23 protein-coding genes are annotated in these 23,607 nt (G+C 72.0%); 11 read left to right on the forward strand and 12 right to left on the reverse strand.

What is annotated here, in order from left to right; translation table 11 throughout:
* Window positions 1-40 precede the first annotated feature (40 nt).
* The 5 genes from ACFVIU_RS03120 to ACFVIU_RS03140 form a co-directional block, all read right to left on the reverse strand.
* Window positions 41-2,629 carry a SpoIIE family protein phosphatase gene (locus ACFVIU_RS03120; RefSeq protein WP_385840233.1) on the reverse strand — a complete coding sequence of 863 codons (2,589 nt, stop codon included), beginning with the start codon at window positions 2,627-2,629 and terminating at the stop codon, window positions 41-43.
* A 179-nt stretch (window positions 2,630-2,808) separates the two neighbouring features.
* Complete coding sequence (locus ACFVIU_RS03125) at window positions 2,809-3,243, reverse strand: ATP-binding protein (RefSeq protein ID WP_385840234.1); 435 nt, start codon at window positions 3,241-3,243, stop codon at window positions 2,809-2,811.
* A gap of 171 nt (window positions 3,244-3,414) precedes the next feature.
* Window positions 3,415-3,837 (reverse strand): (deoxy)nucleoside triphosphate pyrophosphohydrolase, encoded by a 423-nt coding sequence (locus ACFVIU_RS03130; protein ID WP_385840331.1) that lies wholly within the window; start codon window positions 3,835-3,837, stop codon window positions 3,415-3,417.
* Window positions 3,838-3,939: 102 nt separating this feature from the next.
* Window positions 3,940-4,173, reverse strand: coding sequence for an SPOR domain-containing protein (locus ACFVIU_RS03135; RefSeq protein WP_385840235.1), 234 nt, complete (start codon window positions 4,171-4,173; stop codon window positions 3,940-3,942).
* Between the two features lie 393 nt (window positions 4,174-4,566).
* A complete protein-coding gene (locus ACFVIU_RS03140; RefSeq protein WP_385840237.1) occupies window positions 4,567-5,319 on the reverse strand; it encodes a GntR family transcriptional regulator in 753 nt (250 codons plus the stop codon).
* A gap of 161 nt (window positions 5,320-5,480) precedes the next feature.
* Between ACFVIU_RS03140 and ACFVIU_RS03145 the strand changes: the two genes are divergently transcribed.
* Together ACFVIU_RS03145 and ACFVIU_RS03150 are read left to right on the forward strand one after the other, a co-directional pair.
* Entirely contained in the window at window positions 5,481-6,719 is a 1,239-nt protein-coding gene (locus ACFVIU_RS03145; protein ID WP_385840238.1) for a serpin family protein, read from the forward strand.
* Window positions 6,720-6,776: 57 nt separating this feature from the next.
* Window positions 6,777-7,358, forward strand: coding sequence for a Uma2 family endonuclease (locus ACFVIU_RS03150; protein WP_385840239.1), 582 nt, complete (start codon window positions 6,777-6,779; stop codon window positions 7,356-7,358).
* Window positions 7,359-7,415: 57 nt separating this feature from the next.
* Here ACFVIU_RS03150 and ychF read toward each other — a convergent pair whose 3' ends face one another.
* Window positions 7,416-8,504 carry a redox-regulated ATPase YchF gene (gene ychF / locus ACFVIU_RS03155; protein ID WP_385840240.1) on the reverse strand — a complete coding sequence of 363 codons (1,089 nt, stop codon included), beginning with the start codon at window positions 8,502-8,504 and terminating at the stop codon, window positions 7,416-7,418.
* Window positions 8,505-8,695: 191 nt separating this feature from the next.
* On the opposite strand from ychF, the gene ACFVIU_RS03160 reads away from it, so the two are divergent.
* The gene (locus ACFVIU_RS03160) at window positions 8,696-9,259 is read left to right on the forward strand and encodes a DUF6542 domain-containing protein (RefSeq protein WP_385840241.1); all 564 of its coding nucleotides are present in this window, start codon (window positions 8,696-8,698) and stop codon (window positions 9,257-9,259) included.
* Window positions 9,260-9,287: 28 nt separating this feature from the next.
* On the opposite strand, the gene ppgK is transcribed toward ACFVIU_RS03160, so the two are convergent.
* Complete coding sequence (ppgK, locus tag ACFVIU_RS03165) at window positions 9,288-10,034, reverse strand: polyphosphate--glucose phosphotransferase (RefSeq protein ID WP_385840242.1); 747 nt, start codon at window positions 10,032-10,034, stop codon at window positions 9,288-9,290.
* A 59-nt stretch (window positions 10,035-10,093) separates the two neighbouring features.
* Window positions 10,094-11,110 carry a 4-hydroxy-3-methylbut-2-enyl diphosphate reductase gene (locus tag ACFVIU_RS03170; RefSeq protein WP_385840243.1) on the reverse strand — a complete coding sequence of 339 codons (1,017 nt, stop codon included), beginning with the start codon at window positions 11,108-11,110 and terminating at the stop codon, window positions 10,094-10,096.
* A gap of 91 nt (window positions 11,111-11,201) precedes the next feature.
* On the opposite strand from ACFVIU_RS03170, the gene ACFVIU_RS03175 reads away from it, so the two are divergent.
* The 4 genes from ACFVIU_RS03175 to ACFVIU_RS03190 all read left to right on the forward strand — a co-directional run bounded on the left by ACFVIU_RS03175 (window position 11,202) and on the right by ACFVIU_RS03190 (window position 14,950).
* Window positions 11,202-12,572 (forward strand): APC family permease, encoded by a 1,371-nt coding sequence (locus tag ACFVIU_RS03175; RefSeq protein WP_385840245.1) that lies wholly within the window; start codon window positions 11,202-11,204, stop codon window positions 12,570-12,572.
* A 228-nt stretch (window positions 12,573-12,800) separates the two neighbouring features.
* Window positions 12,801-14,009, forward strand: coding sequence for an exodeoxyribonuclease VII large subunit (gene xseA, locus ACFVIU_RS03180; RefSeq protein ID WP_385840246.1), 1,209 nt, complete (start codon window positions 12,801-12,803; stop codon window positions 14,007-14,009).
* Window positions 14,006-14,221 carry an exodeoxyribonuclease VII small subunit gene (locus tag ACFVIU_RS03185; protein ID WP_385840247.1) on the forward strand — a complete coding sequence of 72 codons (216 nt, stop codon included), beginning with the start codon at window positions 14,006-14,008 and terminating at the stop codon, window positions 14,219-14,221. Before xseA ends, ACFVIU_RS03185 begins: the two co-directional genes overlap by 4 nt.
* Window positions 14,222-14,359: 138 nt before the next feature.
* On the forward strand, window positions 14,360-14,950 hold the full coding sequence (locus ACFVIU_RS03190) for a malonic semialdehyde reductase (RefSeq protein WP_385840248.1): 591 nt from the start codon (window positions 14,360-14,362) through the stop codon (window positions 14,948-14,950).
* Window positions 14,951-15,068: 118 nt separating this feature from the next.
* Here the strand turns inward: ACFVIU_RS03190 and ACFVIU_RS03195 are convergent, their stop codons facing one another.
* A complete protein-coding gene (locus ACFVIU_RS03195) occupies window positions 15,069-15,596 on the reverse strand; it encodes a DUF4245 domain-containing protein (RefSeq protein WP_385840249.1) in 528 nt (175 codons plus the stop codon).
* A 127-nt stretch (window positions 15,597-15,723) separates the two neighbouring features.
* Between ACFVIU_RS03195 and glpX the strand changes: the two genes are divergently transcribed.
* Entirely contained in the window at window positions 15,724-16,758 is a 1,035-nt protein-coding gene (gene glpX / locus ACFVIU_RS03200) for a class II fructose-bisphosphatase (RefSeq protein ID WP_385840250.1), read from the forward strand.
* A 92-nt stretch (window positions 16,759-16,850) separates the two neighbouring features.
* Here the strand turns inward: glpX and ACFVIU_RS03205 are convergent, their stop codons facing one another.
* Both ACFVIU_RS03205 and ACFVIU_RS03210 read right to left on the reverse strand, forming a co-directional pair.
* On the reverse strand, window positions 16,851-17,243 hold the full coding sequence (locus tag ACFVIU_RS03205) for a WhiB family transcriptional regulator (RefSeq protein WP_385840251.1): 393 nt from the start codon (window positions 17,241-17,243) through the stop codon (window positions 16,851-16,853).
* Between the two features lie 187 nt (window positions 17,244-17,430).
* Window positions 17,431-18,210, reverse strand: coding sequence for a DUF1707 domain-containing protein (locus tag ACFVIU_RS03210; RefSeq protein ID WP_385840253.1), 780 nt, complete (start codon window positions 18,208-18,210; stop codon window positions 17,431-17,433).
* 168 nt (window positions 18,211-18,378) lie between these two features.
* Between ACFVIU_RS03210 and ACFVIU_RS03215 the strand changes: the two genes are divergently transcribed.
* Window positions 18,379-20,049: a fumarate hydratase gene (locus tag ACFVIU_RS03215; RefSeq protein WP_385840254.1), complete on the forward strand. Its 1,671-nt coding sequence runs from the start codon at window positions 18,379-18,381 to the stop codon at window positions 20,047-20,049.
* Between the two features lie 323 nt (window positions 20,050-20,372).
* On the opposite strand, the gene ACFVIU_RS03220 is transcribed toward ACFVIU_RS03215, so the two are convergent.
* On the reverse strand, window positions 20,373-21,077 hold the full coding sequence (locus ACFVIU_RS03220) for a nucleotidyltransferase domain-containing protein (RefSeq protein ID WP_385840255.1): 705 nt from the start codon (window positions 21,075-21,077) through the stop codon (window positions 20,373-20,375).
* An 83-nt stretch (window positions 21,078-21,160) separates the two neighbouring features.
* Here ACFVIU_RS03220 and ACFVIU_RS03225 point away from each other — a divergent pair, with 83 nt between their 5' ends.
* Entirely contained in the window at window positions 21,161-22,546 is a 1,386-nt protein-coding gene (locus ACFVIU_RS03225) for a class II fumarate hydratase (protein WP_385840256.1), read from the forward strand.
* Window positions 22,547-22,652: 106 nt separating this feature from the next.
* Complete coding sequence (locus ACFVIU_RS03230) at window positions 22,653-23,342, forward strand: DUF402 domain-containing protein (RefSeq protein ID WP_385840257.1); 690 nt, start codon at window positions 22,653-22,655, stop codon at window positions 23,340-23,342.
* The last annotated feature ends 265 nt before the right edge of the window (window positions 23,343-23,607 follow it).

Consider the following 23,607-nt stretch of genomic DNA (forward strand, 5'->3'; position numbering starts at 1 on the left):
TCAGGCCGGCGGTGCCTTCCCGGCCGACCCGGGCGCGGACTCAGAACAGGCTCAACAGCGCCTCCGCCGGGTCCGTCAGCCCGCCCTCGCCCCCGGGCAACGGCAGCTCGAACCAGACCGTCTTGCCCCGGGGCGTCCGCCGCGAACCCCACGCCGCACTGAGCAAGCCCACCAACTGCAAGCCCCGGCCGCCCTCGTCGGTGTCCCGGGCCCGCCGTCGCCGAGGCTGCACCAGCCCGGAGTCCCACACCTCGCACACCAGCGTCCGGTCCAGCAGCAGCCGCAGCCGTATCTCCCCCTCGCCGTACCGCAGCGCATTGGTCACCAACTCGCTGACCAGCAACTCGGCGGTGTCGACCAGCGGCTCCAGGTCCCAGCTGAGCAGCTGCCCCCGGGCGTACTCCCGCGCCCGCCCCACACTGCGCGGCTCCCGGGGCAGCGTCCAGTCGCCGACGGACTCGGCCGGCAGCCCCTGCACCCGGGCCATCAACAGCGCGATGTCGTCCTCGCCGTGATGGGTGTCCAGGGTGTTCAGGACGTGGTCGCAGACATCCTCCAGCGGGCGCGAGGAGTCGGTCAGCGCCCCGACGAACGCCTGCAAGCCCTCGTCCAGCGGATGGTCCCGGGACTCCACCAGCCCGTCCGTGTACAGCGCGAGCAGCGCGCCCTCAGGGAGTTCGACCTCGACCTCCTCGAAGGGCTCGCCCCCCACCCCGAGCGGCATCCCGGGCGGCACGTCCAGCATCAGCGCCGGCTCGCCGGGCTCGACCAGAACCGGTGGCAGATGCCCGGCGTTGGCGAACGTACAGCGTCTGGTGACGGAGTCGTACACCGCGTACACGCAGGTCGCGAGGTACACCTCGGACAGGTCGGCGTCCCGCGGCTGCCGGCCCGTACGGCCGGCCTGCCGGACCCCGCCGGGGGTGCCGAGCCCGCGCGCGATCTCGTCCAGCGCGGACAGCACCTCGGCCGGTTCGAGATCGAGCAGCGCCAAGGTCCGCACGGCGGTGCGCAGTTCCCCCATGGCGACGGCGGCGCGCAGCCCGCGCCCCATCACGTCGCCGACCACCAGCGCCGTGCGGTGGCCGGGCAGTTCGATCACGTCGAACCAGTCGCCGCCGACCTCGGTCGCCGCGTTGCCCGGCAGATAGCGGCAGGCGATGTCCAGCCCGGACGCCTCGGGGTCGCCGGGCGGCAGCAGCGACCGTTGCAGTATCAGCGCCCGCTCGTGCTCCCGGCGGTACAGCCGCGCGTTGTCGATGCACACCGCCGCACGCGCGGCCAGCTCCACCGCCAGCTCGCGGTCCCGGTCGCCGAACGGCTCGCTGCCCTTGGTCCGCGCGAACTGCGCGAGTCCTACGACCGTGTCGTGGGCGACCATCGGCACGGCCAGCGTGGACTGCACCAGCCCGCCCTCCTCGGCCGGCACCCGCTGCGGGCGGGCGGTGCGCAGGGCGTCCGCGCAGGGCGAGTTGAAGGGGAAGTGGTGGACGGCGCCGACCTCGACGGGTTCGCCGGACCCGGCGAAGGGAGCGCCGGTGACCGCGCTGGCGTAGGCGACCCGGCGCAGTGCCGCGCTGCCGTCGGCGCGGCCGGGAGGGTTCTCGTCGCCGGTCAGCAGCCCCTGGTAGAGGTCGACGGTGGCGAGGTCGCAGAAGCCGGGGACGACGACGTCGAGGAGTTCCCGGGCCGTCGTCTCCAGGTCGAGGGAGTTGCCGATACGGGCTCCGGCCTCGTTGAGCAGGGCGAGGTTGCGGCGGGCGGCGGCGGCCTCGCGGGCGGCGGCGCGGCGGGCGGTGATGTCGGTGCCGAGCCAGGCGATGCCGATGGGCCGGCCGCTGCCGCTGTGCACCCGGTAGAGGTTGACGGACCAGTGCCGGCGTTCCTGCGAGCCCGGGACGAACCCCGTGACATGCATGTCGGTGATGGATTCCCCGGTCTCCAGCACCCGGCGCAGGGTGGCCGAAACCCGCTCGGCCTCACCGCGCACCAGATAGTCGTGCACACCCTTGCCCCGGTGGTCGTCCGGGGTTCCGCCGAAGACGGAGGCGAACTGCTCGTTGGCCCGACGGACCCTCAGATCCGCGTCGATGAGCAGGAATCCGAACGGGGACTGGCCGAAAATCGCCTGTGATGCGGCGAGGTCGGTCTCGATGCTGCGCAGGGTCCGGACGTCCACGACGATGCAGACGGCGGCCCGGTCGCCCTCGGCGGTCCGGGTCGGCATGACGTACACCTCGGCCAGCCCCTCCGCACCGCGCAGGCCGTCCGGCGTGTCGGGCATCCGGAAGGGCACCACACCGGTCCATTCGCGCCCGTCGAGGATCTCGGCCATCTTGCGCTGACCGCGCGCACGGAGATCGGGGTCGATGAACGCCTCGATGGGGTCCATGCCGACGGCCCGGGACGCGGGGATGCCGAAGAGCTGCTCGGCGCGCAGGCTCCACTGCTCGACCAGGCCACCGGGGCCGATGGCGAAGGACGCCACCTTGATGTAGTCGTAGATCGAGCCGGGCGGACTGCTCTGCCACAGGGCGTCTCCGGGCACCGCGGCACCCTCCGCGGCCTGGCCCCTCGCGCCGTCCGACGGGTCCTCGGACTCCGTGGCCTTCGCTGGTATCTCGCTCACGCGAACCGTCCCCTCCAGCTCACCGCGCCCGGCACCGGTCACCGGGGGCGGCTGCCCGCAGTATCCAGCACTACGGCGCCGCACGACACGGTGTTCACGATCACAGCTCGGTCCAGGTGTTTTTCGGACCGTTCCGTGACAACACTTCCCCTCTTCTAACCAGGGAACAGGCCCTCGAATCACGCACTCCCCGGCACCGCCAGCTCGAACCAGACGGTCTTTCCGCTCGCGCCGGGGCGCGTGCCCCAGGCGCGCGAGGAGCCCGCGACCAGTTGCAGGCCGCGCCCGCTCTCGTCCTCGGGCCGCGCGGTGCGTTCCCGCGGCGGGTCCGGGAGCGGGTCGGAGACCTCGACCAGCAGGGCGTCAGAGCGCCCGGTGGGGCGGACCAGCCGCACCCCGATGGGGCCGGCGGCATGCCGCAGCGCGTTGGTGACCAGCTCGCTGACCAGCAACGCGGCCAGGTCGGCGAGGCAGTCGAGGTCCCAGCCGTGCAACTGGCCCCGGACCGCGGCCCGGGCGGAGCGCACGGCGCCCGGTTCCGCGGCAAAGGTCCAGTCGGCGCAGTCGCCATCGGTGTCGATCACGCCGATCACTTCCCAGGCCAGCGAGCCCACCCTTGTCCGGTTTCGTGGGGTTAATGGGCACATACCCGATATCCAGTGGGCAGTACCGTGCGCGAGGGCGCACTGTGGCACGAACGGCGTACGCGCGGCTCGTCTGGTCGGTGAAGAAGCAGGGGGCGCAGAGACCGGGGAGCACACCGGGCGCCCTCGCCGGACAGCGGCTCAGGGGGTACGCCGTTCGGTGTCCGCGGCCAGGCGGGCGGCGGCCTCCCGGACCGCCGGGACGTCCTGGTCGAGCCAGGCCACGTCCCAGATCTCGTCCGGACCGAGCCAGCGCAGGTCGTCGTGGTCCTCGAGGGGCCGGGGCGCGGCGGAGCCGGGGCGCAGCCGGGCGGTCCACACCCGGAAGACGTACGGCGCCCGCAGGGGCCACTCGCCCGGCACCCGCTCGACCGGCTCGGCGTCGACGCCGAGTTCCTCGCGCAGTTCGCGCACCAGGGCGTCCTCGGGGCGCTCGCCTGGCTCCACCTTGCCGCCGGGCAGCTCCCAGCGTCCGGCCAGTTCGGCGGGCGCGCTGCGGCGCGCCGCGAGCAGCCGACCGCCGTCGAACAGGGCGGCGCCCACCACCACGACGGGTTCCGGCACGATCGGTTCCGGCACGTTCGGTTCCGGCACGATCGGTTCCGGCCCTGAGTTCACGGACGGCATGGGTGTCATGCGTCGGAGCGTACGGGAGCGTGCGCGCGGTCAGTTCCGGAGGTCGCTCGGGAGGTCGTCCCCGTGCCGGCCGATGCGCTCGACCCAGTAGAGCTGCTTGTGTCCCCGGTCATCGAGGCTGTCGGCGATCCGCTGGGCCTCCGCGCGGGTCGCATAGCGGCCGACGCGGTAGCGGTTGCCGTTGTCGTCCTGCCGTATCACGATCCAGGGCAGGGAGACCGTGCCCTCACTCATCGCCCCCACCGCCCCCGCCCTTTCTCGCATCGCCCTTGCGTCCTGTCCCGGGCCCCCGCCGAGCCGCGTCTAAGGAAACCGCAATCCGCATATGCCCGAGCGTACGCCCAACCTTTACGGAGCGAATACGGGTTTTCACAAAGAGGTACGCAACCAGCCAGAACCCCGGGGGCGCACGGGACTGAACGCGCCGTCGTGAACACCGCTGGCCGGGTCGCGAGGCATGCCCGGGGGAACCGGGGCCACCTGGGAAAACGGCCGGATTGCAGCGGCCAGCCGGGGCTCGGCGCGGGCCGCTCGACCGGGTGCGAGGCAGCGGAGGGGCGTCAGGGGTGTGCGCCAGGGGTGCGCGTCGGAGGTCTCCGTCGCGTCCGGAGACCTCATGCGAGGGCGCGCGGAACGGGAACGGAGTGCGGGGCGGGCCTACTTCACGGGCAGGTGGTAGGCCACCCGGTACCGGTCCGCCGGGATCACCACGTCGGCGGTCTCCACGGGGCGGCCGGAGGCGTAATAGGTGCGCTGGACGACCAGCACCACATGACCGGGGACCCCGCCGAGCAGGTGCAGCTCCTCGGCGAGACCGGGGCGGGCGCCGACCTCCTCGGTGACGTTGTCCACGATGACGTCGATGGCACGCATGCGCTCCACCACGCCCATGCCGCCGAGCGGTCCCTCCTCGGGCAGCATCACCGGGGTCCGGCCGGTGACGGCGAGGGGCTCCCAGGAGGTGGAGAGCATCATCGGCTCGCCGGCCTCCCGGAACAGGTACTTGGTGCGCATGACGCGGTCGCCGGTCTGGAGCCCGAGCCGCTCGGCGATCGCGGCGCCGGCCGCGGTCTGCTCGCTGCTGGACTCCCAGGTGCCGCGCACCGAGGGCTCGGCCTGCTCCTGGCGGAAGGGGGTGGCGCCGCCGGCCGGGCGGTATCCGGACCGGGCCACCCGCCGGGGCACGGGCCGCTCGCGCACATACGTCCCCGATCCGGAACGGCCCTCGACCAGCCCCTCGGCCATCAGCACCTTGCGCGCCTCCAGCGCGACCGTGTCCGAGACGCCGTACTCCTCGCGGATGCGGGCCTGGGAGGGGAGACGGGTGTGCGGCGGCAGCGAACCCTCGACGATCTTCTTGCGGAGATCACCCGCGACACGCAGGTACGCCGGCTGCTCACCGAAAGTCACTGGCCGCTCCCATCAGGTTGTACAGACAGCAACAGCCTGGCAACCGTGGGTTGTGCCGTGCAAGTGAAGGCCAGAGAATCACTCGAAGTGATGACATGACGTCCACACGGGCTTTACCCAGCCACTTTCTCCCCCGTACCGGGGGTCGCTCACACCTCCGTATGCTCCTGCCGTATCCCGAAATACCTGTTGGAGGACGACGAGTGAGCAAGGTGAGCGCCGAGACGGTCGGCCGGGTCAACGGGTTGACCGCCCGCTGGGCGCAAGCCCTGCACGAGAACACGGTGTTCTCGGCACCGGGCGTCTGGCCGCTGCTGGCCCATCTGGCCGACGGCGCGGGCGGCCCGGCCCGGGCGGAACTGTCCGCCGCGCTGGGCGTGCCGGCCGATCAGGCGGCCGCCGCGGCACGGGAGTTGCTCGCCGCGCTCCAGTCGGTGTCCGGCCTGGACACCGCGCTGGGGCTGTGGACCCACGCGCAGCTGGCGGTGCGCGAGGAGTGGCGGGCCGGGCTGCCGGCCGGCACCCACGGGGTGTTCGGGGACGACCTCGTCACCGCGCAGGAACGGCTGGACGCCTGGGCGGCCGAGCGCACCGGCGGGCTGGTCGAGCGCATGCCGGTCACCCTGACCCGGGAGGCCCGCATGGTGCTGGCCAGCGCCCTGGCCCTGCGCACCGCCTGGCGCCAGCCCTTCCAGGAACTGCCGCACCGCCCGGACACCGGCCCCTGGCAGGGCCGTACCCTGCGCGGACTGCACCGCAGGAGCGTACGGCCGGACCGGGTGGGCGTCACCGGCACCCCGGACGGCTTCGTCACCACGCTGACCGTGCCCGGCGACAACGGCATCGACGTCCATCTCGCGCTCGGCGAGGAACGCATGACGCCCGGTCAGGTGCTGGCGGCGGGCGTCGCCGTCGTGGAACGCGCGCTCCCGGTCACGGCGGGCGGCGCCCTCCCACACGGCCACGTCGGCCCCGGGCTGCATGTGGAGCAGCAGCCGGCCATGGCGCCGGAGCCCCGCTCGCTCGATGTGCGGACGGTCGGCTTCGAGGTGCGCGCCGACCACGATCTGACCGCGACGGCGGCCCTGTTCGGCCTCACCTCGGCCCTGGACGACCGGTACGGCCACTTCCCCGGCATCAGCGACACCCCGCTGGCCGTCGGCGAGGCCAGGCAGTCGGCCGTCGCCCAGTTCGGCGCGCTCGGCTTCCGGGCGGCGGCGGTGACGGCGATGATGCCGGTGGCCGCGGGCGGCCTGCCCCAGTACCCCTACGAGACCACGGTGGTCCGCGCCTCCTTCGACCGCCCCTTCGGCTTCCTCGCGGTGGACCGCGAGACCCGCCTGGTCCTGATCGCGGGCTGGGTGACGGACCCGGCGCCTTATCCGGTGGCGGTGTCCTGATCACGGGCCCTTGACGACCTCGTGGCCGGGGCCCCGCCGAATCGCTACCGTTGAGCCATGACCGCACTGCCCGACTGGATGCGCCCGCCGCGCGAGGAAGGCTGGTTCGCGGAGGACCTGGACCGCCTCCCCGAGGCACCCCGCCACACCGAGCTGATCGACGGAGCGCTTGTCTTCATGATGTCGCCCCAGCGGTCCTGGCACGGCCGCCTCGTCACCGCCTTCACCACCACGCTCATGGCCATCGCACCCGCTGGTTTCGAGGTCGAACGAGAGATGACCATTCGTCTCGACGCTCGCAACCGCCCGGAACCCGACCTCCTCGTGGCGACCATCCCCTACGACCCCGACCGCACCTGCTACGCACCGGAAGAGGTGCAGCTCGTCGTCGAGGTCGTCTCTCCCGAGTCCGCGCATCGTGACCGCAGAGTGAAACTGCACAAATACGCGCAAGCGAAGATCCCGCACTACTGGTGTGTCGAGGAAGAAGACGGCGCCCCTGTCGTCCATGCCTACGAGCTCGATGAACCCACCGGTGCCTACGCTCCCGCCGGTATCTTCCGGGGCACCTTGAAGCGCCCCGTTCCCTTCGAGATCAACATGGATCTCGACAAGCTCGTCCCGCCGCGGGCCGATTAGCAACAGGAAAGAGGCCGGGCTCCGTCGAGCCCGGCCTCTTCCGTGGAAACGGACCGCTCACACGTTGAAGCGGAACTCCACCACGTCCCCGTCCTGCATGACGTAGTCCTTGCCCTCCATGCGGGCCTTGCCCTTGGCGCGGGCTTCGGCGACGGAGCCGGTGGCGACCAGGTCGTCGAAGGAGATGACCTCGGCCTTGATGAAGCCCTTCTGGAAGTCGGTGTGGATCACACCGGCCGCCTCGGGGGCCGTGGCGCCCTTCTTGATGGTCCAGGCGCGGGATTCCTTGGGGCCGGCCGTGAGGTAGGTCTGGAGGCCGAGGGTGTTGAAGCCGACGCGGGCCAGGGTGGCGAGGCCGGGCTCGTTCTGGCCGACCGACTGGAGGAGCTCCAGGGCCTCCTCCTCGTCCAGCTCGGCGAGGTCGGCCTCGAGCTTGGCGTTGAGGAAGATCGCCTCGGCGGGGGCGACCAGGGCGCGCTGCTCGTTCTTGAAGTCCTCGTCGGTCAGTTCGTCCTCGTCCACGTTGAAGACGTAGAGGAAGGGCTTCGTGGTGAGCAGGTGCAGGTCGTGGAGGAGCTCGGCGCGCTCCGAACCCTGGACCACGCCGTGCGCGAAGAGCGTGTCGCCCTTCTCCAGGATCTCCTTCGCCTCCTCGACCGCCTTGACCTTGGGGGCCACGTCCTTCTTGATCCGCGACTCCTTCTGGAGGCGCGGAAGGACCTTCTCGATGGTCTGGAGGTCGGCGAGGATCAGCTCGGTGTTGATCGTCTCGATGTCGTCCTTCGGCGAGACCTTGCCGTCGACGTGGACGACGTTCTCGTCCTTGAAGGCGCGGATGACCTGGCAGATCGCGTCGGACTCACGGATGTTCGCGAGGAACTTGTTGCCCAGGCCCTCGCCCTCGGAGGCGCCGCGCACGATGCCCGCGATGTCGACGAAGTCGACGGTGGCCGGGAGGATGCGCTCCGAGGAGAAGATCGACGCCAGCTTGGCCAGGCGGGCGTCGGGGACACCGACCACGCCGACGTTGGGCTCGATCGTGGCGAACGGGTAGTTGGCCGCCAGCACGTCGTTCTTGGTCAGGGCGTTGAACAGGGTCGACTTGCCGACATTGGGCAGGCCGACGATTCCGATCGTGAGCGACACGTTGCGACTTCCCGTGGATGAGAGGGCCAAGAGCTGCGGGGGGTGCCAGGGCCGAGGAGGGCACTCGCCGATCCCCCAGTCTACGGCGTCCCCGGCGGGTGCCTCCCGAGAGCGTCGAACGCCCGGCCAAGCCCTGCCCACCGGCGTGTCTGATGGGCGATTCGGCACATAAGCCGACCTAAGTTGGTCCAGTGGAGCAACACAGGACGCGACCCCCGAACGGCGGACGGCGACGCGGCACGCCGCCCACCCCGCTGCCGCCGCAGGGCCGGCGCGGGGCGGCCGGTGAGCGCAGGCCGGGACCGGACGCGGACCGGGACATACGACGGGTGAGGGTGGCGCGCCCGGCGCCGCCGGTGCGGCGGCTGCCGAACCCCCGGCTCACCGGGCTCGGCACCGGGCTGTTCTGCCTGGCCGCGATGGTCCTGCTCGGCTGCCTGGACCAGCTGCTGTTCGACGGCGTGCCGGCGGTGTACGGCGTGCTGTTCCTGCCGGTGTGCGTGCTGACCGCGCTGTGGGTGCGCGCCGGGGACGTACTGACCGCGCCCGTCGTGGTGCCGATCGGCTTCGCCGCCGGGCTGCTGACCGTCGCCGACGGCGGCGGGGGGCTGCTCGGCCGGCTGATGGGGCTGGTCACCGGCCTGGCCACCCAGGCGGGCTGGCTGTACGGGGGGACGCTGGTCGCAGGGGTGATCGTGCTCGTACGACGGGTGGGCTGGGTGCGGCAGCGGCAACGGCAGCGCCGGACCGGCTGAACCGCCGGTCCGGCTCACGGCTCCCGGCTCAGCACTCCTGGGCGGCTCTCATCGCCGCTCCCACGATCCCCGCGTCGTTCTGGAGCTGGGCGGGCACGATCTCGGCCTTGACGCCCTCGATGTAGTGCAGGAACTTGGCCGCCTTGCGGCTCACTCCGCCGCCGATGACGAACAGCTCCGGCGAGAACAGCATCTCGACATGGGCCAGGTACTTCTGGACCCGGCGCGCCCACTGCTCCCAGCTGAGGTCGTGGTCCTCCTTGGCCTTGCTGGAGGCCCGCTTCTCGGCGTCGTGGCCGTGCAGCTCCAGGTGGCCCAGCTCGGTGTTGGGAAGCAGGACGCCGTCCACGAAGACGGCGCTGCCGATGCCGGTGCCGAAGGTGAGCAGGACGACCGTGCCCCCTCTGCCCCGGCCGGCGCCGAACTGCATCTCGGCGACGCCCGCCGCGTCCGCGTCGTTGACCACGGTCACCGGCAGGCCGCCCAGCCGGGAGCCGAACAACGCGCGCGCGTCCGTGTCGATCCAGCCCTTGTCGACGTTCGCCGCCGTACGCACCGTGGACCCGCCGGTGACCACTCCGGGGAAGGTCAGCCCGACCGGGCCGGTCCAGCCGAAGTGGTCGATCACCTGCTTGACCCCGTCGGCCACGCCGTCGGGCGTCGCCGGGTGCGGGGTGAGCACCTTGCAGCGCTCCTGGGCCAGCTCGCCCTTGTCCAGGTCCACAGGGGCGCCCTTGATCCCGGATCCGCCGATGTCCACGCCGAAGATCTGCATGGCCCTACGTTACGACGGACGACTGACAGTCACGCCCCGATCGGTCCGCGAGCGTCGGCTCAGGCCTCGGAGGTACCGCTTCCGCCGCGCGCGGCCACCAGGGCGGCGGCCTCCTCGCGCAGGTCGCGGCGGAGCTCCTTGGGCAGCGAGAAGGTGATGGACTCCTCGGCCGCCTTGACGATCTCCACATCGCCGTAGCCGCGCTCGGCGAGCCACTGGAGGACCTCCTCGACCAGGACGTCCGGGACGGAGGCGCCGGAGGTGACACCGACGGTCGTCACGCCCTCCAGCCAGGCCTCCTCGATCTCGCTGGCGAAGTCCACCAGGTAGGCCTCGCGGGCGCCGGCCAGCTTGGCGACCTCGACCAGGCGCTTGGAGTTGGAGGAGTTGCGCGAGCCGACCACGATGACCAGCTCGGCCTCGGAGCCCATCTGCTTCACGGCGAGCTGACGGTTCTGGGTGGCGTAGCAGATGTCGTCGCTGGGCGGCGAGACCAGCCCGGGGAACTTGGTCTTCAGGGCGTCGACGGTCTCCATGGTCTCGTCCACGGAGAGGGTGGTCTGCGAGAGCCAGACGACCTTCGACGGGTCGCGGACCTCGACCTTGGCGACGTCCTCGGGGCCGTCCACCAGCTGGATGTGGTCGGGGGCCTCGCCGGAGGTGCCGATGACCTCCTCGTGGCCCTCGTGGCCGATCAGCAGGATGTCGTAGTCCTCGTTGGCGTACCGGACGGCTTCCTTGTGGACCTTGGTGACCAGCGGGCAGGTGGCGTCGATGGTGGCGAGACGGCCCTGCCTGGCCTCCTCGTGCACGGCCGGCGCGACACCGTGGGCGGAGAACATGACGATGTTGCCGGGCGGCACCTCCTCCGTGCGCTCGACGAAGATCGCGCCCTTCTTCTCCAGGGTCTGCACGACGTACTTGTTGTGGACGATCTCGTGCCGGACGTAGATCGGGGCCCCGTACTGCTCCAGGGCCTTCTCGACGGCGATCACGGCGCGGTCCACACCGGCGCAGTAGCCCCGGGGGGCGGCGAGCAGGACACGGCGGCCAGAGGAAGCGGTCATGCGCCCCATCGTAAGGGCCGCCCGCGATCGGCCGCACAGAGATCGCGTCGCGGGGTACCGGCGGAAAGACTAGGAGGGGTACGCCGACCGGGAGGTGCGCATGTTCGCCGGCACGCATACGACGCCGACGCCGTCCCCCGCCGACGAACACCACCGGCTGCGGCGCAGCCTCGGCTTCCGCGACCTGGTGGTCTACGGGCTGCTGTTCATCGCGCCCATGGCGCCGGTCGGCGTGTTCGGCACGCTGGACGCCAGGTCGCACGGCGCGGTGGCGCTGGTGTACCTGGTGGCCACGGTCGCCATGGCGTTCACCGCGTTCAGTTATGCGCAGATGGTGCGGGTGGTGCCGCAGGCCGGGTCGGTGTTCGCCTACGCGCGCGCGGGGCTCGGCCCGGGCGCGGGGTTCATCGCGGGGTGGATGGCGATGCTGGACTACGTGCTGATCCCGGCGGTGGCCTATCTCTTCTCCGGGATCGCCCTGCACGCGCTGGTCCCCGGGGTGTCCCGGTGGGCGTGGACCGCGCTGGCCGTGGTGGTCACGACGCTGCTGAACCTGTGGGGGGTGCGGGCCGCCGCGCTGGTCGGGTTCCTCGTGCTGGTCCTGGAGGTCGTGGTCCTGCTGGTGTTCGTGGTGTCGGCGGTCGTGGTGCTGGCGCGGGACGGGGCGCAGCGGGGGCTGTGGTCGCCGCTGTCCGGGGACGGCAGCCAGGGCGCGTTCGCGCTGTCGGCGGTGCTCGGGGCGGTGTCGGTGGCGGTGCTGTCGTATCTGGGCTTCGACGCGATCGCGACCTTCGCGGAGGAGGTCGGCGGGGGCTCGGCGAAGGTGGCTCGGGCGCTGCTGTGCTGTCTGGCGCTGGCCGGGGTGCTGTTCGTGGCGCAGACCTATCTGGTGGCGCTGCTGGAGCCGACGACGTCCGCGCGGCTGGCGGCCGAGCCGGTACGGCAGGGGCCGGCCTTCTACGACGCCGTGGACGCGTCGGTCGGTGGCTGGCTGCATGATCTGGTGGCCGCGAGCAAGGCGGTCGGGGCGGCGTTCGCCGCGCTGGCGGGGCAGGCGGCGGCCGGCCGGCTGCTGTTCGCGATGGGCCGGGACCGGCGGCTGCCGCGGGCGCTGGCGCGCACGGATGCGGGGGTTCCGCGGGTCGCGTTGCTGGTCTCGGCGGTGATCACCATGGTTGCGGCGGTGTGGGCGGCGGGGCGCGGGGACGGGCTGGACAAGCTGGTGTCGGTGGTCGACATCGGGGCGCTGACCGCGTTCACGCTGCTGCACGCGAGCGTGGTGGGGTATTTCGGGCGGCGCCGGGCGGGGTGGAGCTGGTGGCGGCATGGGGTGGTGCCGGTGGTGGGCGCGGGGGTCACGGTGGCGGTGATCGCGGAGGCGAGCAGGGCGGCGCAGGTGGTGGGGGCGGTGTGGCTGGTGTGCGGGCTGGGGGTGCTGGTGGCGCAGCGGCGCGGGAGCGGCGCCCCTTAGGGGCGCGGGGAACTGCGCGAACGGCCACGACGCAGCCGCACTCCTCGGACGACCGCGAGCCCCACGGCGGGAGGGACCCGGTGCCAGAGAGGCCGACGGCGCGGGGCTGCGCCCCTTAGGGGCGCGGGGAACTGCGCGAACGGCCACGACGGAGCCGCACTCCTCGGACGACCGCGAGCCCCACGGCGGGAGGGACCCGGTGTCACAGGGGACCGTTACGCTCGGCGCATGGCTGTGAACACGTCCCCCGAAGCCCCGCTTCCCGTCGGGGAGGTCTCCCGGATGATCGGGGGCTGGATCGACCGGCTCGGCGCCGTCTGGGTCGAGGGGCAGATCACACAGTTGTCGCGGCGGCCCGGTGCCGGGGTCGTCTTCCTGACGCTGCGCGACCCGTCGCACGACATCTCCGTGAGCGTGACCTGCTACCGGCAGGTGTTCGACGCGGTCGCGGACGTCGTCGGGGAGGGCGCCCGGGTCGTCGTACTGGCGAAGCCCGAGTGGTACGCGCCACGGGGGCAGCTGTCGCTGCGGGCCGCCGAGATAAGGCCGGTCGGCGTCGGCGAGCTGCTGGCCCGGCTGGAGCAGCTGAAGAAGGCGCTCGCGACCGAGGGGCTGTTCGCACCGGAGCGGAAGAAGCCGCTGCCGTTCCTGCCGCAGCTGATCGGGCTGGTCTGCGGACGCGCCTCCGCCGCGGAGCGGGACGTGCTGGAGAACGCCCGGCACCGCTGGCCCGCGGTCCGCTTCGAGGTGCGCAACGTCGCCGTGCAGGGCGTGCACGCGGTGCCGCAGGTCGTGCAGGCGGTGAAGGAGCTGGACGCGCTGGAGGACGTGGACGTCATCATCGTCGCGCGGGGCGGCGGCAGCGTGGAGGACCTGCTGCCGTTCTCCGACGAGCAGCTCGTCCGGGCGGTGGCGGAGTGCCGTACGCCCGTGGTGTCGGCGATCGGGCACGAACCGGACAGCCCGCTGCTCGATCACGTCGCCGATCTGCGGGCCTCGACGCCGACGGACGCGGCCAAGAAGGTCGTACCGGACGTCGGTGAGGAGCTCGAGCGGGTGCTGATGCTCCGGGACCGCGCCCGGCGCTGTGCGCGCGCGTTCGTGGAGCGGGAGGAGCGGGGGCTGGCGCATGCGCTGGGCCGGCCGTGCATGGAGGATCCGCACCGGATGCTGGACGAGCGCGCCGATCAGGTGGCCGCCCTGGCGGAGCGCGGCCGGCGCACCCTCGGTCATCTCCTCGACCGGGCGGACTCGGAGCTGTCGCACACGCACGCGCGTGTGGTGGCGCTCTCCCCCGCGGCCACGCTCCGGCGCGGCTACGCGGTGCTGCAGAAGGCCGACGGGCATGTGGTGCGCGATCCGGCCGAGGTGACGGGCGGCGAGGCGCTGCGGGCCCGCGTCGCCGACGGTGAATTCACAGTGAAGGTGGGCGAATGACGAGCAAGGTGGACGAGGCGCTGTCGTACGAGCGGGCGCGGGACGAGCTGATCGAGGTGGTACGGCGGCTGGAGGCGGGCGGTACGACGCTGGAGGAGTCCCTCGCTCTGTGGGAGCGCGGCGAGGAGCTGGCCAAGGTGTGCCGGCGCTGGCTGGAGGGCGCGCGGGCCCGGCTGGACGCGGCACTGGCCGAGGAGGAGGAGAGCGAGTAGGGCGCCGGCGGGACTCGGTCCGCGTGAGGCGGGTCACCCTGGCCAGAGGTTGGTTGAAGGTTAAACCTCATTGCCGTAGGGTCGTACCCGTCAGCCGGTCCGCACCCCGGACCGGACGCGCATCCGAGGAAGGCACGCATGTCTCTCGTTCTTGACCCCGCCGCCCAGGACCTGCTGTTCCGCGAGGCCCGCACCGCGAACACCTTCACCGACGAGCCGGTGACCGAGGAGCAGGTCCAGGCGATCTACGACCTGGTCAAGTACGGCCCCACCGCCTTCAACCAGACCCCGCTGCGCATCACCCTGGTCCGCTCCCCCGAGGCCCGTGAGCGCCTGGTGAAGCACATGGCCGAGGGCAACCAGCCGAAGACCGCTGCCGCCCCGCTGGTCGCGATCCTCTCCGCGGACAACGAGTTCCACGAGGAGCTGCCGACCCTCTTCCCGGCCTTCCCGCAGGCCAAGGACCTCTTCTTCGCCGAGCGCCCGGCCCGGGAGAGCGCCGCCGCGCTCAACGCCGCGCTCCAGGCCGCCTACTTCATCGTCGGCGTGCGCGCCGCGGGTCTGGCCGCCGGCCCGATGACCGGGTTCGACTTCGAGGGCGTCCGCAAGGAGTTCCTGGACGAGGACCACACCCCGCTGATGGTCGTCAACATCGGCAAGCCGGGCCCCGACGCCTGGTACCCGCGCTCGCCGCGCCTGGCCTACGAGGACGTCGTCACGACCGTCTGAGCCACCACGGCACACGAGAACACGGCACACGAGAAGAGGCCCCCAGCATCGCCGGGGGCCTCTTCTCGTGTGTGCGCGTGCGCCGGTTCTCGTGTGTTCGCGTGCGCCGGCGGGCGGGTCACCCGGTCTTCAGCGCCGCCGCCATCTTCGTCAGCTCGGTGAAGGACGCGGTGCCGGCCACCACCGTGGTGGAGCCGGGCGTCTTCTCCAGGACGAGCGCGTCGTAGCGGCCGCCGGTGTAGCGGGTCCAGGTGCGGCCGGCGATCTCCTCGGTCCGCTGGGTCGCCGAGGCGCCCTGGCTGGCGTCGTCGATGAACCCGGCGCGCTTCTGCGTGGACTGCTCGACCTGGACGTACTGCCCGTCCGGGGTCTGGAAGCCCAGGTGCCAGCGGTCGCCGCTGTCCTCCTGGAAGCTTACGGAGGTCGCCTTCCAGGTACTCGGCAGGCCCTCGGGTGCCGCGACCGGGTAGCCCGCGGCCCGGCGGGCCGTGAGCAGCTCGACCCGGTAGTCGACCCGCTTGAGTTCCGGAGCGTGATCGTCGTGCGGGACACCGACGAACCAGATGCCGGCCGCCACGACGGCGATCAGGGCCAGGGAGAGAACCATGTCCCGGGCCGTCTTCTGCTTGCCTTTCGAACCTGCCACGCCCTCTATCGTCGCAGGTGCCCCAAGCGCTCATCCGTGGGGTCCCCTGCTCATTTTGTCTGCCTAACGATAGAGTCAGGGGCACTACCCTCATCCGGCCGTCGTCGTATCAGAAAGGTGCGCTCCGATGACCGAAAATCATCATCTGCCGTCCGAGCTTGACGTTCCCTCCGAGGCTCCCGACCGCAACCTCGCCCTGGAACTGGTCCGGGTGACCGAGGCCGCGGCGATGGCCGCGGGCCGCTGGGTGGGGCGCGGTGACAAGAACGGCGCCGACGGTGCCGCGGTGCGTGCCATGCGGACCCTCGTCTCCACCGTCTCGATGAACGGCGTCGTCGTCATCGGTGAGGGCGAGAAGGACGAGGCCCCGATGCTCTTCAACGGGGAGCACGTGGGCGACGGCACCGGCCCCGAGGTCGACATCGCCGTGGACCCGATCGACGGCACCACGCTGACCGCCAAGGGCATGCCGAACGCGATCGCCGTGCTGGCCGCCGCCGAGCGCGGCGCGATGTTCGACCCGTCCGCCGTGTTCTACATGGACAAGCTGGTCACCGGCCCCGAGGCCGCCGAGTTCGTCGACATCGACGCGCCCGTGGCCGTGAACATCAAGCGCATCGCCAAGGCCAAGCGGTCCGCGCCGGAGGACGTCACCGTCGTCATCCTCGACCGGCCGCGGCACGAGGGTCTGATCCGCGAGGTCCGGGAGGCCGGCGCGCGGATCAAGCTGATCTCCGACGGCGATGTCGCCGGCTCCATCTACGCGCTGCGCGAGGGCACCGGCGTCGATCTGCTGCTCGGCATCGGCGGTACCCCCGAGGGAATCATCTCGGCCTGCGCCGTGAAGTGCCTCGGCGGCACCATCCAGGGCAAGCTGTGGCCCAAGGACGACGAGGAGCGGCAGCGGGCCATCGACGCCGGGCACGACCTGGACCGGGTGCTGACCACCGACGACCTGGTGTCCGGCGAGAACGTCTTCTTCGTCGCGACCGGCATCACCGACGGTGAGCTGCTGCGGGGTGTGCGGTACCGGTCGGAGACCGCGCTGACCGAGTCGATCGTGATGCGGTCGAAGTCGGGGACGGTGCGCAGGATCGACTCCGAGCACCGGCTGCGGAAGCTGCGGGCCTACAGCGCGATCGACTTCGACCGGGCCAAGTAGCACCTGCCGGGACGTGCGGCGCCCCCTGTGCGGAGGGGGCGCTGATCTCGTCCGGCCGGGCGGCGGCTCTGCCTGCGGCTACGCGGCCGGGCTCATCCCGCTATGCGGTTGGTGGTCGCCCGCGCCGCCTTCTTCAGCTCCAGGTCCCGCCGGCGGCGCCTCGCCAGCACCACGCGGCGCTCCGCCGCCGTCAGGCCGCCCCAGACGCCGTAGGGCTCGGGCTGGAGGAGGGCGTGTTCGCGGCACTCGACCATGACCGGGCAGCGGGCGCAGACGCGTTTGGCCGCTTCCTCACGGGACAGCCGGGCCGCGGTCGGCTCCTTCGACGGGGCGAAGAACAGACCCGCCTCGTCGCGCCGGCACACCGCCTCGGTGTGCCACGGGGCGTCCTGGTCCCGGTCCCTGCCTCGATCCCTGTCCTGTGCCGGCATCCGCTGGGCCGGAACGGCAGCTACATGCAGGGACGAATGCGGCGGTTGCAGCACGGTCTACTCCTGACGACGGCTTCGCGGGCGAGACACGATGCAGCAAGGCCTACCCGCTGTGCGCGGGCCTATGCACAGCGTTCCCAAGCGCAGGCGCACGGCGGCTCGTTCGCGCCCCCCGGCACGGCGCCACCGGCGCAGCGCCCCCGGCGGTCCGGCCGTCCGCCCGGCGGGCGATGCGCGGCCGTCAACGCCCCAGGTGCTTGCGCAGCTTCCGGTCGACCTTGTCCTGGACGCGCTCCAGCTTCCGGTCGACCTTGCCCTGCACCCGCTCCAGGATGTCCGCCACTCGTCTGCCGCGCTTGGCCCGCGCCTCCACATTGCCGAGTACGGCCCAGCCGTCGACGTAGACGACCGGCGCGTTCGCGTCGACCGAGTCCAGCGTGTCCACCTCGAAGTTGCCGAGGACGCCGCCGCCGGTGCCGCGCAGCGACACGTTCTCCGGCACCCGGATCTGGACGTCGCCGAAGACCGACACGGCCTTGATGACGACCTGCTGGTACTCGAAGATCGCCTCGCTGAGGTCGATCTCGACGCTGCCGAAGACCGAGTACGCGTGCAGCCGGCGCCCGGCGCGCCAGCGGCCGCGGCGGACGGCGCTGCTGAAGACCGCGACCACGCTGGCGTCGGCCTCGGCGGGCAGCGCGTCCGGGGCGGGCCGGGGCGCGGCCGCGGTGTAGGCGGAGGCGGCCGGCCGCTGGTGGGCGCCGGGCAGGTCCTGGAGGAAGACCTCCAGTTCGCCCACGGTCTTGGCGCGCAGCACGCCGTCCACGCGCTCGGCGTGCTCGTCGGCGGTCAGCCGGCCCTCGGCGAGGGCCTCGCGGAGGATGTCGGCGACCCGGTCACGGTCGGCGTCCGAGGCGCGCAGCCCGCCGGGGCCCGGGGCACCCGGGGCACTCGGGGCGGCGGCGACCGTGTCGGCCGTGTCGGTCGCGTCGGGGGTTCGGGCGGGCTTCTGAAGGTCCACGGCAGCAGCGTACCGAAACGCGATAGATCGCGACTAGGGGCTGTGGAAAACCCCGGCGTGTCGAACTGAGCCTTACCTCACAGCTTTCGTGTCGGCGGCAGGTTCTAGGCTGGTGAGGCCCGCCAGCGTCGGCGGGCGGCCGTCCGTCAGAGTGAGGAATGGGCTGAGATGCCTGAGTTCGCGTACACCGACCTGCTCCCCCAGGGAGAGGACACCACCCCGTACCGGCTGGTGACGTCGGAGGGCGTCTCCACCGTCGAGGGCCCGGACGGGCGGACGTTCCTCAAGGTGGAGCCGGAGGCGCTGCGCACGCTGGCCGCCGAGGCCATCCACGACATCCAGCACTATCTGCGCCCCGCCCACCTCGCCCAGCTGCGCCGGATCATCGACGACCCGGAGGCGTCCGGCAACGACAAGTTCGTCGCGCTGGACCTGCTGAAGAACGCGAACATCGCGGCGGCCGGCGTGCTGCCCATGTGCCAGGACACCGGCACGGCGATCGTGATGGGCAAGCGCGGCCAGAACGTGCTCACGTCCGGCGAGGACGAGAAGCACCTCTCCCACGGCATCTACGACGCCTACACCAAGCTCAACCTGCGCTACTCGCAGATGGCTCCGCTCACCATGTGGGAGGAGAAGAACACCGGCTCCAACCTGCCGGCCCAGATCGAGCTGTACGCCACGGACGGCGGCGCCTACAAGTTCCTGTTCATGGCGAAGGGCGGCGGCTCCGCCAACAAGTCCTTCCTCTACCAGGAGACGAAGGCCGTCCTGAACGAGGCCTCCATGATGAAGTTCCTGGAGGAGAAGATCCGTTCGCTCGGTACGGCCGCCTGCCCGCCGTACCACCTGGCGATCGTCGTCGGCGGCACCAGCGCGGAGTACGCGCTGAAGACCGCGAAGTACGCCTCCGCGCACTACCTGGACGAGATCCCGGCGGAGGGCTCGGAGCTGGGCCACGGCTTCCGTGACAAGGACCTGGAGGAGAAGGTCTTCGAGCTGACCCAGAAGATCGGCATCGGCGCGCAGTTCGGCGGCAAGTACTTCTGCCACGACGTGCGGGTGATCCGGCTGCCGCGGCACGGCGCGTCCTGCCCGGTCGCCATCGCCGTCTCCTGCTCGGCCGACCGCCAGGCGGTCGCGAAGATCACCGCCGAGGGCGTCTTCCTGGAGCAGCTGGAGACCGACCCGGCGCGGTTCCTGCCGGAGACCACGGACGAGCACCTCGACGAGTCCTCGGACGTCGTCAAGATCGACCTCAACCAGCCGATGGACACGATCCTCGCGGAGCTGACCAAGTACCCGGTCAAGACCCGTCTCTCGCTGACCGGCCCGCTGGTCGTGGCCCGTGACATCGCGCACGCCAAGATCAAGGAGCGGCTGGACGCGGGCGAGGAGATGCCGCAGTACCTGAAGGACCACCCGGTGTACTACGCGGGCCCGGCGAAGACGCCCGACGGGTACGCCTCCGGTTCCTTCGGCCCGACGACGGCCGGCCGGATGGACTCCTACGTGGAGCAGTTCCAGGCGGCGGGCGGCTCCAAGGTGATGCTCGCGAAGGGCAACCGGTCCAAGCAGGTCACCGACGCGTGTGCCGCGCACGGCGGCTTCTACCTCGGCTCCATCGGCGGCCCCGCCGCCCGTCTCGCCCAGGACTGCATCAAGAAGGTGGAGGTCCTGGAGTACGAGGAGCTGGGCATGGAGGCCGTCTGGAAGATCGAGGTCGAGGACTTCCCGGCGTTCATCGTGGTGGACGACAAGGGCAACGACTTCTTCCAGGATCCCGCCCCCCAGCCGACGTTCACGTCGATTCCGGTTCGCGGGCCCGGGCTGGCGTAGTACGTCGGGCGCGGCGGGGGACGGATCTCGCCCCCGCCGCCCCTACCCGTCCCCTCCCCAGGGGGGGGCCGCGCCCCCCCACCCCCCCCCCGCGGGGCGGGGCCCCCCCCCCCCCCCCCCGGCCCGCCGGCGGGCCGGGGGGGGGGGGGTATGTTAAGCGCCCCCCCCGCCCCACCCGTACCCATCCCCTGGGGCGGCCGCCCAGTCGCCCCCGCACCCTGGGGGCCCGCCCCCCTGGACCCCCGATCGGCCCCGAAAGGGCCTCGTCCTCAAACGCCGGACGGGCTGAGAGGCGGCGGGACGGGCGGTTGCCGGAGGCGCCGTCAGCCCCGGCGGTAGCCGGCCCACAGGGGGCCGCCGGCCAGGTCCAGAGCCTCCCGGACCGCCGCCGCGAAAGCGTCGGCCCCCTCCGCCGTACCGGCGACCGCCGCCGCCGCGCCCGCCGTCAGCCGGCCGTGCAGGCCGGGGTCGGCCATGGCCAGACGGCGGGAGAGCCACTTGCCGCCGCCCAGCCAGTGGCCCCCCGCGAGCAGCACCAGCTCGGAGGCGCGGCGGAGCAGGTCGGCCACCAGATAGGTGCGCTCCAGCGGGTCGGTGCAGCCGCGGAGGTCGTCCAGGGTGTCGGTCAGCGCGTACCGCCGGTCGGCCAGCTCGGCGGGCGGGACGGGCGGCGGGCCCGCGGCGAGGCGTTCCCGGGCCTCGGTGCGCAGGGCCGCGCCGAGGCCGTCCGCGTCGGCCAGCAGCATGCCGTGCGCGCACATGTGCAGCAGCGGGGAGCTCCGCCCGGCCGTCTCCCGCTCCGCGAAGGCCCGCCAGTCGGTCTCCGTCTGGACGAACAGCTCCACCGGCCATCCCCGGTGCACCAGGCTCTCCCGGAAGGGCGCGGGCGGCCCCGCCAGCAGCACCACGATGTCCAGGTCCGAGGTGGGGGTACGGCGCTCGGTCAGCACGCTTCCGGCGAGGAACGCGGCGCGCGCGTCGGGGAAGCGGTCCCGCACCAGGTCCCGGGCGATCGTCACATGATCCATCGGCCCAGTGTGGCGGACCGCGGCCCGCAGCCAACCGGCCCAGCGCCCGGAACATACGCGTGCGTCCGATCGCTGTACCCGGCATGAGCGACTACCGCATCGAGCACGACTCCATGGGCGAGGTCAGGGTTCCGGCGCACGCGAAGTGGCGGGCGCAGACCCAGCGTGCCGTCGAGAACTTCCCCGTCTCGGGGCAGCGGCTGGAACGCGCCCACATCGAGGCGCTGGCCCGGATCAAGGGCGCCGCCGCCAAGGTGAACGCCGAGTTGGGAGTGGTGGACAAGGACATCGCCGAGGCGATCCAGGAAGCGGCCCGGGAGGTCGCCGAGGGCAGGTGGGACGAGCACTTCCCGGTGGACGTGTTCCAGACCGGCTCGGGGACCTCGTCCAACATGAACACCAACGAGGTCATCGCCACCCTGGCGAGCGAGCGGCTCGGCCGGGACGTGCACCCCAACGACCACGTCAACGCCTCGCAGTCGTCCAACGACGTCTTCCCGTCCAGCATCCACATCGCGGCCACCGCCGCCGTGACCCACGACCTGATCCCGGCCCTCGACCACCTCGCCGCCGCGCTGTCCCGCAAGGCCGACGAGTTCGCCGACGTCGTCAAGTCCGGGCGGACGCACCTGATGGACGCCACCCCGGTGACCCTGGGGCAGGAGTTCGGGGGGTACGCGGCCCAGGTGCGGTACGGCGTCGAGCGGCTGCGGGCGTCCCTTCCCCGGCTCGCCGAACTGCCGCTCGGCGGGACCGCGGTCGGGACCGGGATCAACACGCCGCCCGGGTTCTCGGGCGCCGTGATCGAGGAGGTCGCCCGGGTCACCGGGCTGCCGCTGACCGAGGCCCGCGACCACTTCGAGGCGCAGGGCGCCCGGGACGGGATCGTGGAGACCAGCGGACAGCTCAGGACCATCGCGGTGGGCCTGACGAAGATCGCCAACGATCTGCGGTGGATGTCGTCGGGGCCGCGGACCGGGCTCGCGGAGATCCGGCTGCCCGATCTCCAGCCGGGGTCGTCCATCATGCCGGGCAAGGTGAATCCGGTCGTACCGGAGGCGGTGCTGATGGTCGCCGCGCAGGTGATCGGCAACGACGCCACCATCGCGACCGCCGGTGCCGCCGGCAACTTCGAACTCAACGTCATGCTGCCGGTCATCGCCAAGAACGTGCTGGAGTCGGTCCGGCTGCTCGCCAACGTCTCGCGGCTGCTGGCCGACCGGACCGTCGACGGCATCACCGCCGACCGTGAACGCGCCCGGGAGTACGCCGAGTCGTCCCCGTCCGTCGTCACCCCGCTGAACAAGTACATCGGGTACGAGGAGGCCGCGAAGGTCGCCAAGAAGTCGCTCGCCGAGCGGAAGACGATCCGTGAGGTGGTGCTGGAGGGCGGATACGTCGAGCGGGGCGATCTGACGGCGCAGCAGCTGGACGAGGCGCTGGACGTGCTGCGGATGACCCGCCCGTGACGGCCCGGTGACCGGGCACGTCCCCGGCGGCGAACGTTTCCGGCCACCGCCGGGGACCGTGACCCGCACCGCAGCGGCACGGTCCCGGGGCACCTAATATCTGTCCATGACGGACGACGGAGCGATGACACAGATGGCAGCCGGACCCGTGACCTACTGGGCCCCGGGGACACCGATCCTGTGGCGGTACCGGGAGAACTCCGGTGCGCACTTCCACATCGCACGGCCCGTCACCGTCGTCCGCGACGACGCCGAGCTGCTCGCCGTCTGGATGGCCCCCGGCACCGAGTGCGTCAAGCCGGTGCTGGCCGACGGCACCCCGGTCCACCAGGAGCCGCTGGAGTCCCGCTACACCAAGCCCCGCGCGGTGCAGCGGGGCCGCTGGTTCGGCACCGGTGTGCTGAAGCTGGCCCAGCCCGGCCGGCCCTGGTCGGTGTGGCTGTTCTGGGAGGCGGGCTGGCAGTTCAAGAACTGGTACGTCAACCTCGAGGAGCCGCTGGCCCGTTGGGCGGGCGGGGTGGACTCCGAGGACCACTTCCTGGACATCACGGTCGATCCGGACCGCAGCTGGCAGTGGCGCGACGAGGACGAGTTCGCCCAGGCCCAGCGGGACGGGCTGATGGACGCGGTGACCGCCGAGCGGGTCCGGGCGGCCGGGCGGGAGGCGATCGGGGTGATCGAGGCGTGGGGGGCGCCGTTCTCCGACGGCTGGCAGCACTGGCGCCCGGACCCCTCCTGGGCGGTACCGTCACTCCCCGAGGACTGGGACCGCACCCCCGCGCACGTGTCCTCATGAGACCCTTGATGCGCCCCCGGGCAAGAAACGTAGGATCGTCCTCCGCAAGGGCGTACAACAGCAGCAACTACCGGAGCAAGCACCGGGCCTGACCGATCGTCACCGAGGGGCGTCAGCACGTGAACGAGGGGTACCAGGGCACCATCACCGGCCGCGCGGGCCCCGCCGGTGGCACGGCGACAACCGCTCAGCACGCGGAAATTCCGTTCCTGGGGCACGTATTGCGGGTATCGGGACTTCTGCGGGACCAACTGCGCGCCCGGCG

It is taken from the genome of Streptomyces sp. NPDC127190 (assembly GCF_042672505.1).
In the GTDB taxonomy this organism is placed as follows: Bacteria; Actinomycetota; Actinomycetes; order Streptomycetales; family Streptomycetaceae; genus Streptomyces.

Coding starts and splice junctions, on each gene's coding strand:
- ACFVIU_RS03135 (WP_385840235.1), bottom strand. CDS start 4,173: ATGCGAGAAAGGGCGGGGGCGGTGGGGGCGATGAGTGAGGGCACGGTC.
- ACFVIU_RS03145 (WP_385840238.1), top strand. CDS start 5,481: ATGCTCCTGCCGTATCCCGAAATACCTGTTGGAGGACGACGAGTGAGC.
- ACFVIU_RS03150 (WP_385840239.1), top strand. CDS start 6,777: ATGACCGCACTGCCCGACTGGATGCGCCCGCCGCGCGAGGAAGGCTGG.
- ppgK (WP_385840242.1), bottom strand. CDS start 10,034: ATGCAGATCTTCGGCGTGGACATCGGCGGATCCGGGATCAAGGGCGCC.
- ACFVIU_RS03170 (WP_385840243.1), bottom strand. CDS start 11,110: ATGGGGCGCATGACCGCTTCCTCTGGCCGCCGTGTCCTGCTCGCCGCC.
- ACFVIU_RS03175 (WP_385840245.1), top strand. CDS start 11,202: ATGTTCGCCGGCACGCATACGACGCCGACGCCGTCCCCCGCCGACGAA.
- xseA (WP_385840246.1), top strand. CDS start 12,801: ATGGCTGTGAACACGTCCCCCGAAGCCCCGCTTCCCGTCGGGGAGGTC.
- ACFVIU_RS03185 (WP_385840247.1), top strand. CDS start 14,006: ATGACGAGCAAGGTGGACGAGGCGCTGTCGTACGAGCGGGCGCGGGAC.
- ACFVIU_RS03190 (WP_385840248.1), top strand. CDS start 14,360: ATGTCTCTCGTTCTTGACCCCGCCGCCCAGGACCTGCTGTTCCGCGAG.
- glpX (WP_385840250.1), top strand. CDS start 15,724: ATGACCGAAAATCATCATCTGCCGTCCGAGCTTGACGTTCCCTCCGAG.
- ACFVIU_RS03215 (WP_385840254.1), top strand. CDS start 18,379: ATGCCTGAGTTCGCGTACACCGACCTGCTCCCCCAGGGAGAGGACACC.
- ACFVIU_RS03220 (WP_385840255.1), bottom strand. CDS start 21,077: ATGGATCATGTGACGATCGCCCGGGACCTGGTGCGGGACCGCTTCCCC.
- ACFVIU_RS03225 (WP_385840256.1), top strand. CDS start 21,161: ATGAGCGACTACCGCATCGAGCACGACTCCATGGGCGAGGTCAGGGTT.
- ACFVIU_RS03230 (WP_385840257.1), top strand. CDS start 22,653: ATGACGGACGACGGAGCGATGACACAGATGGCAGCCGGACCCGTGACC.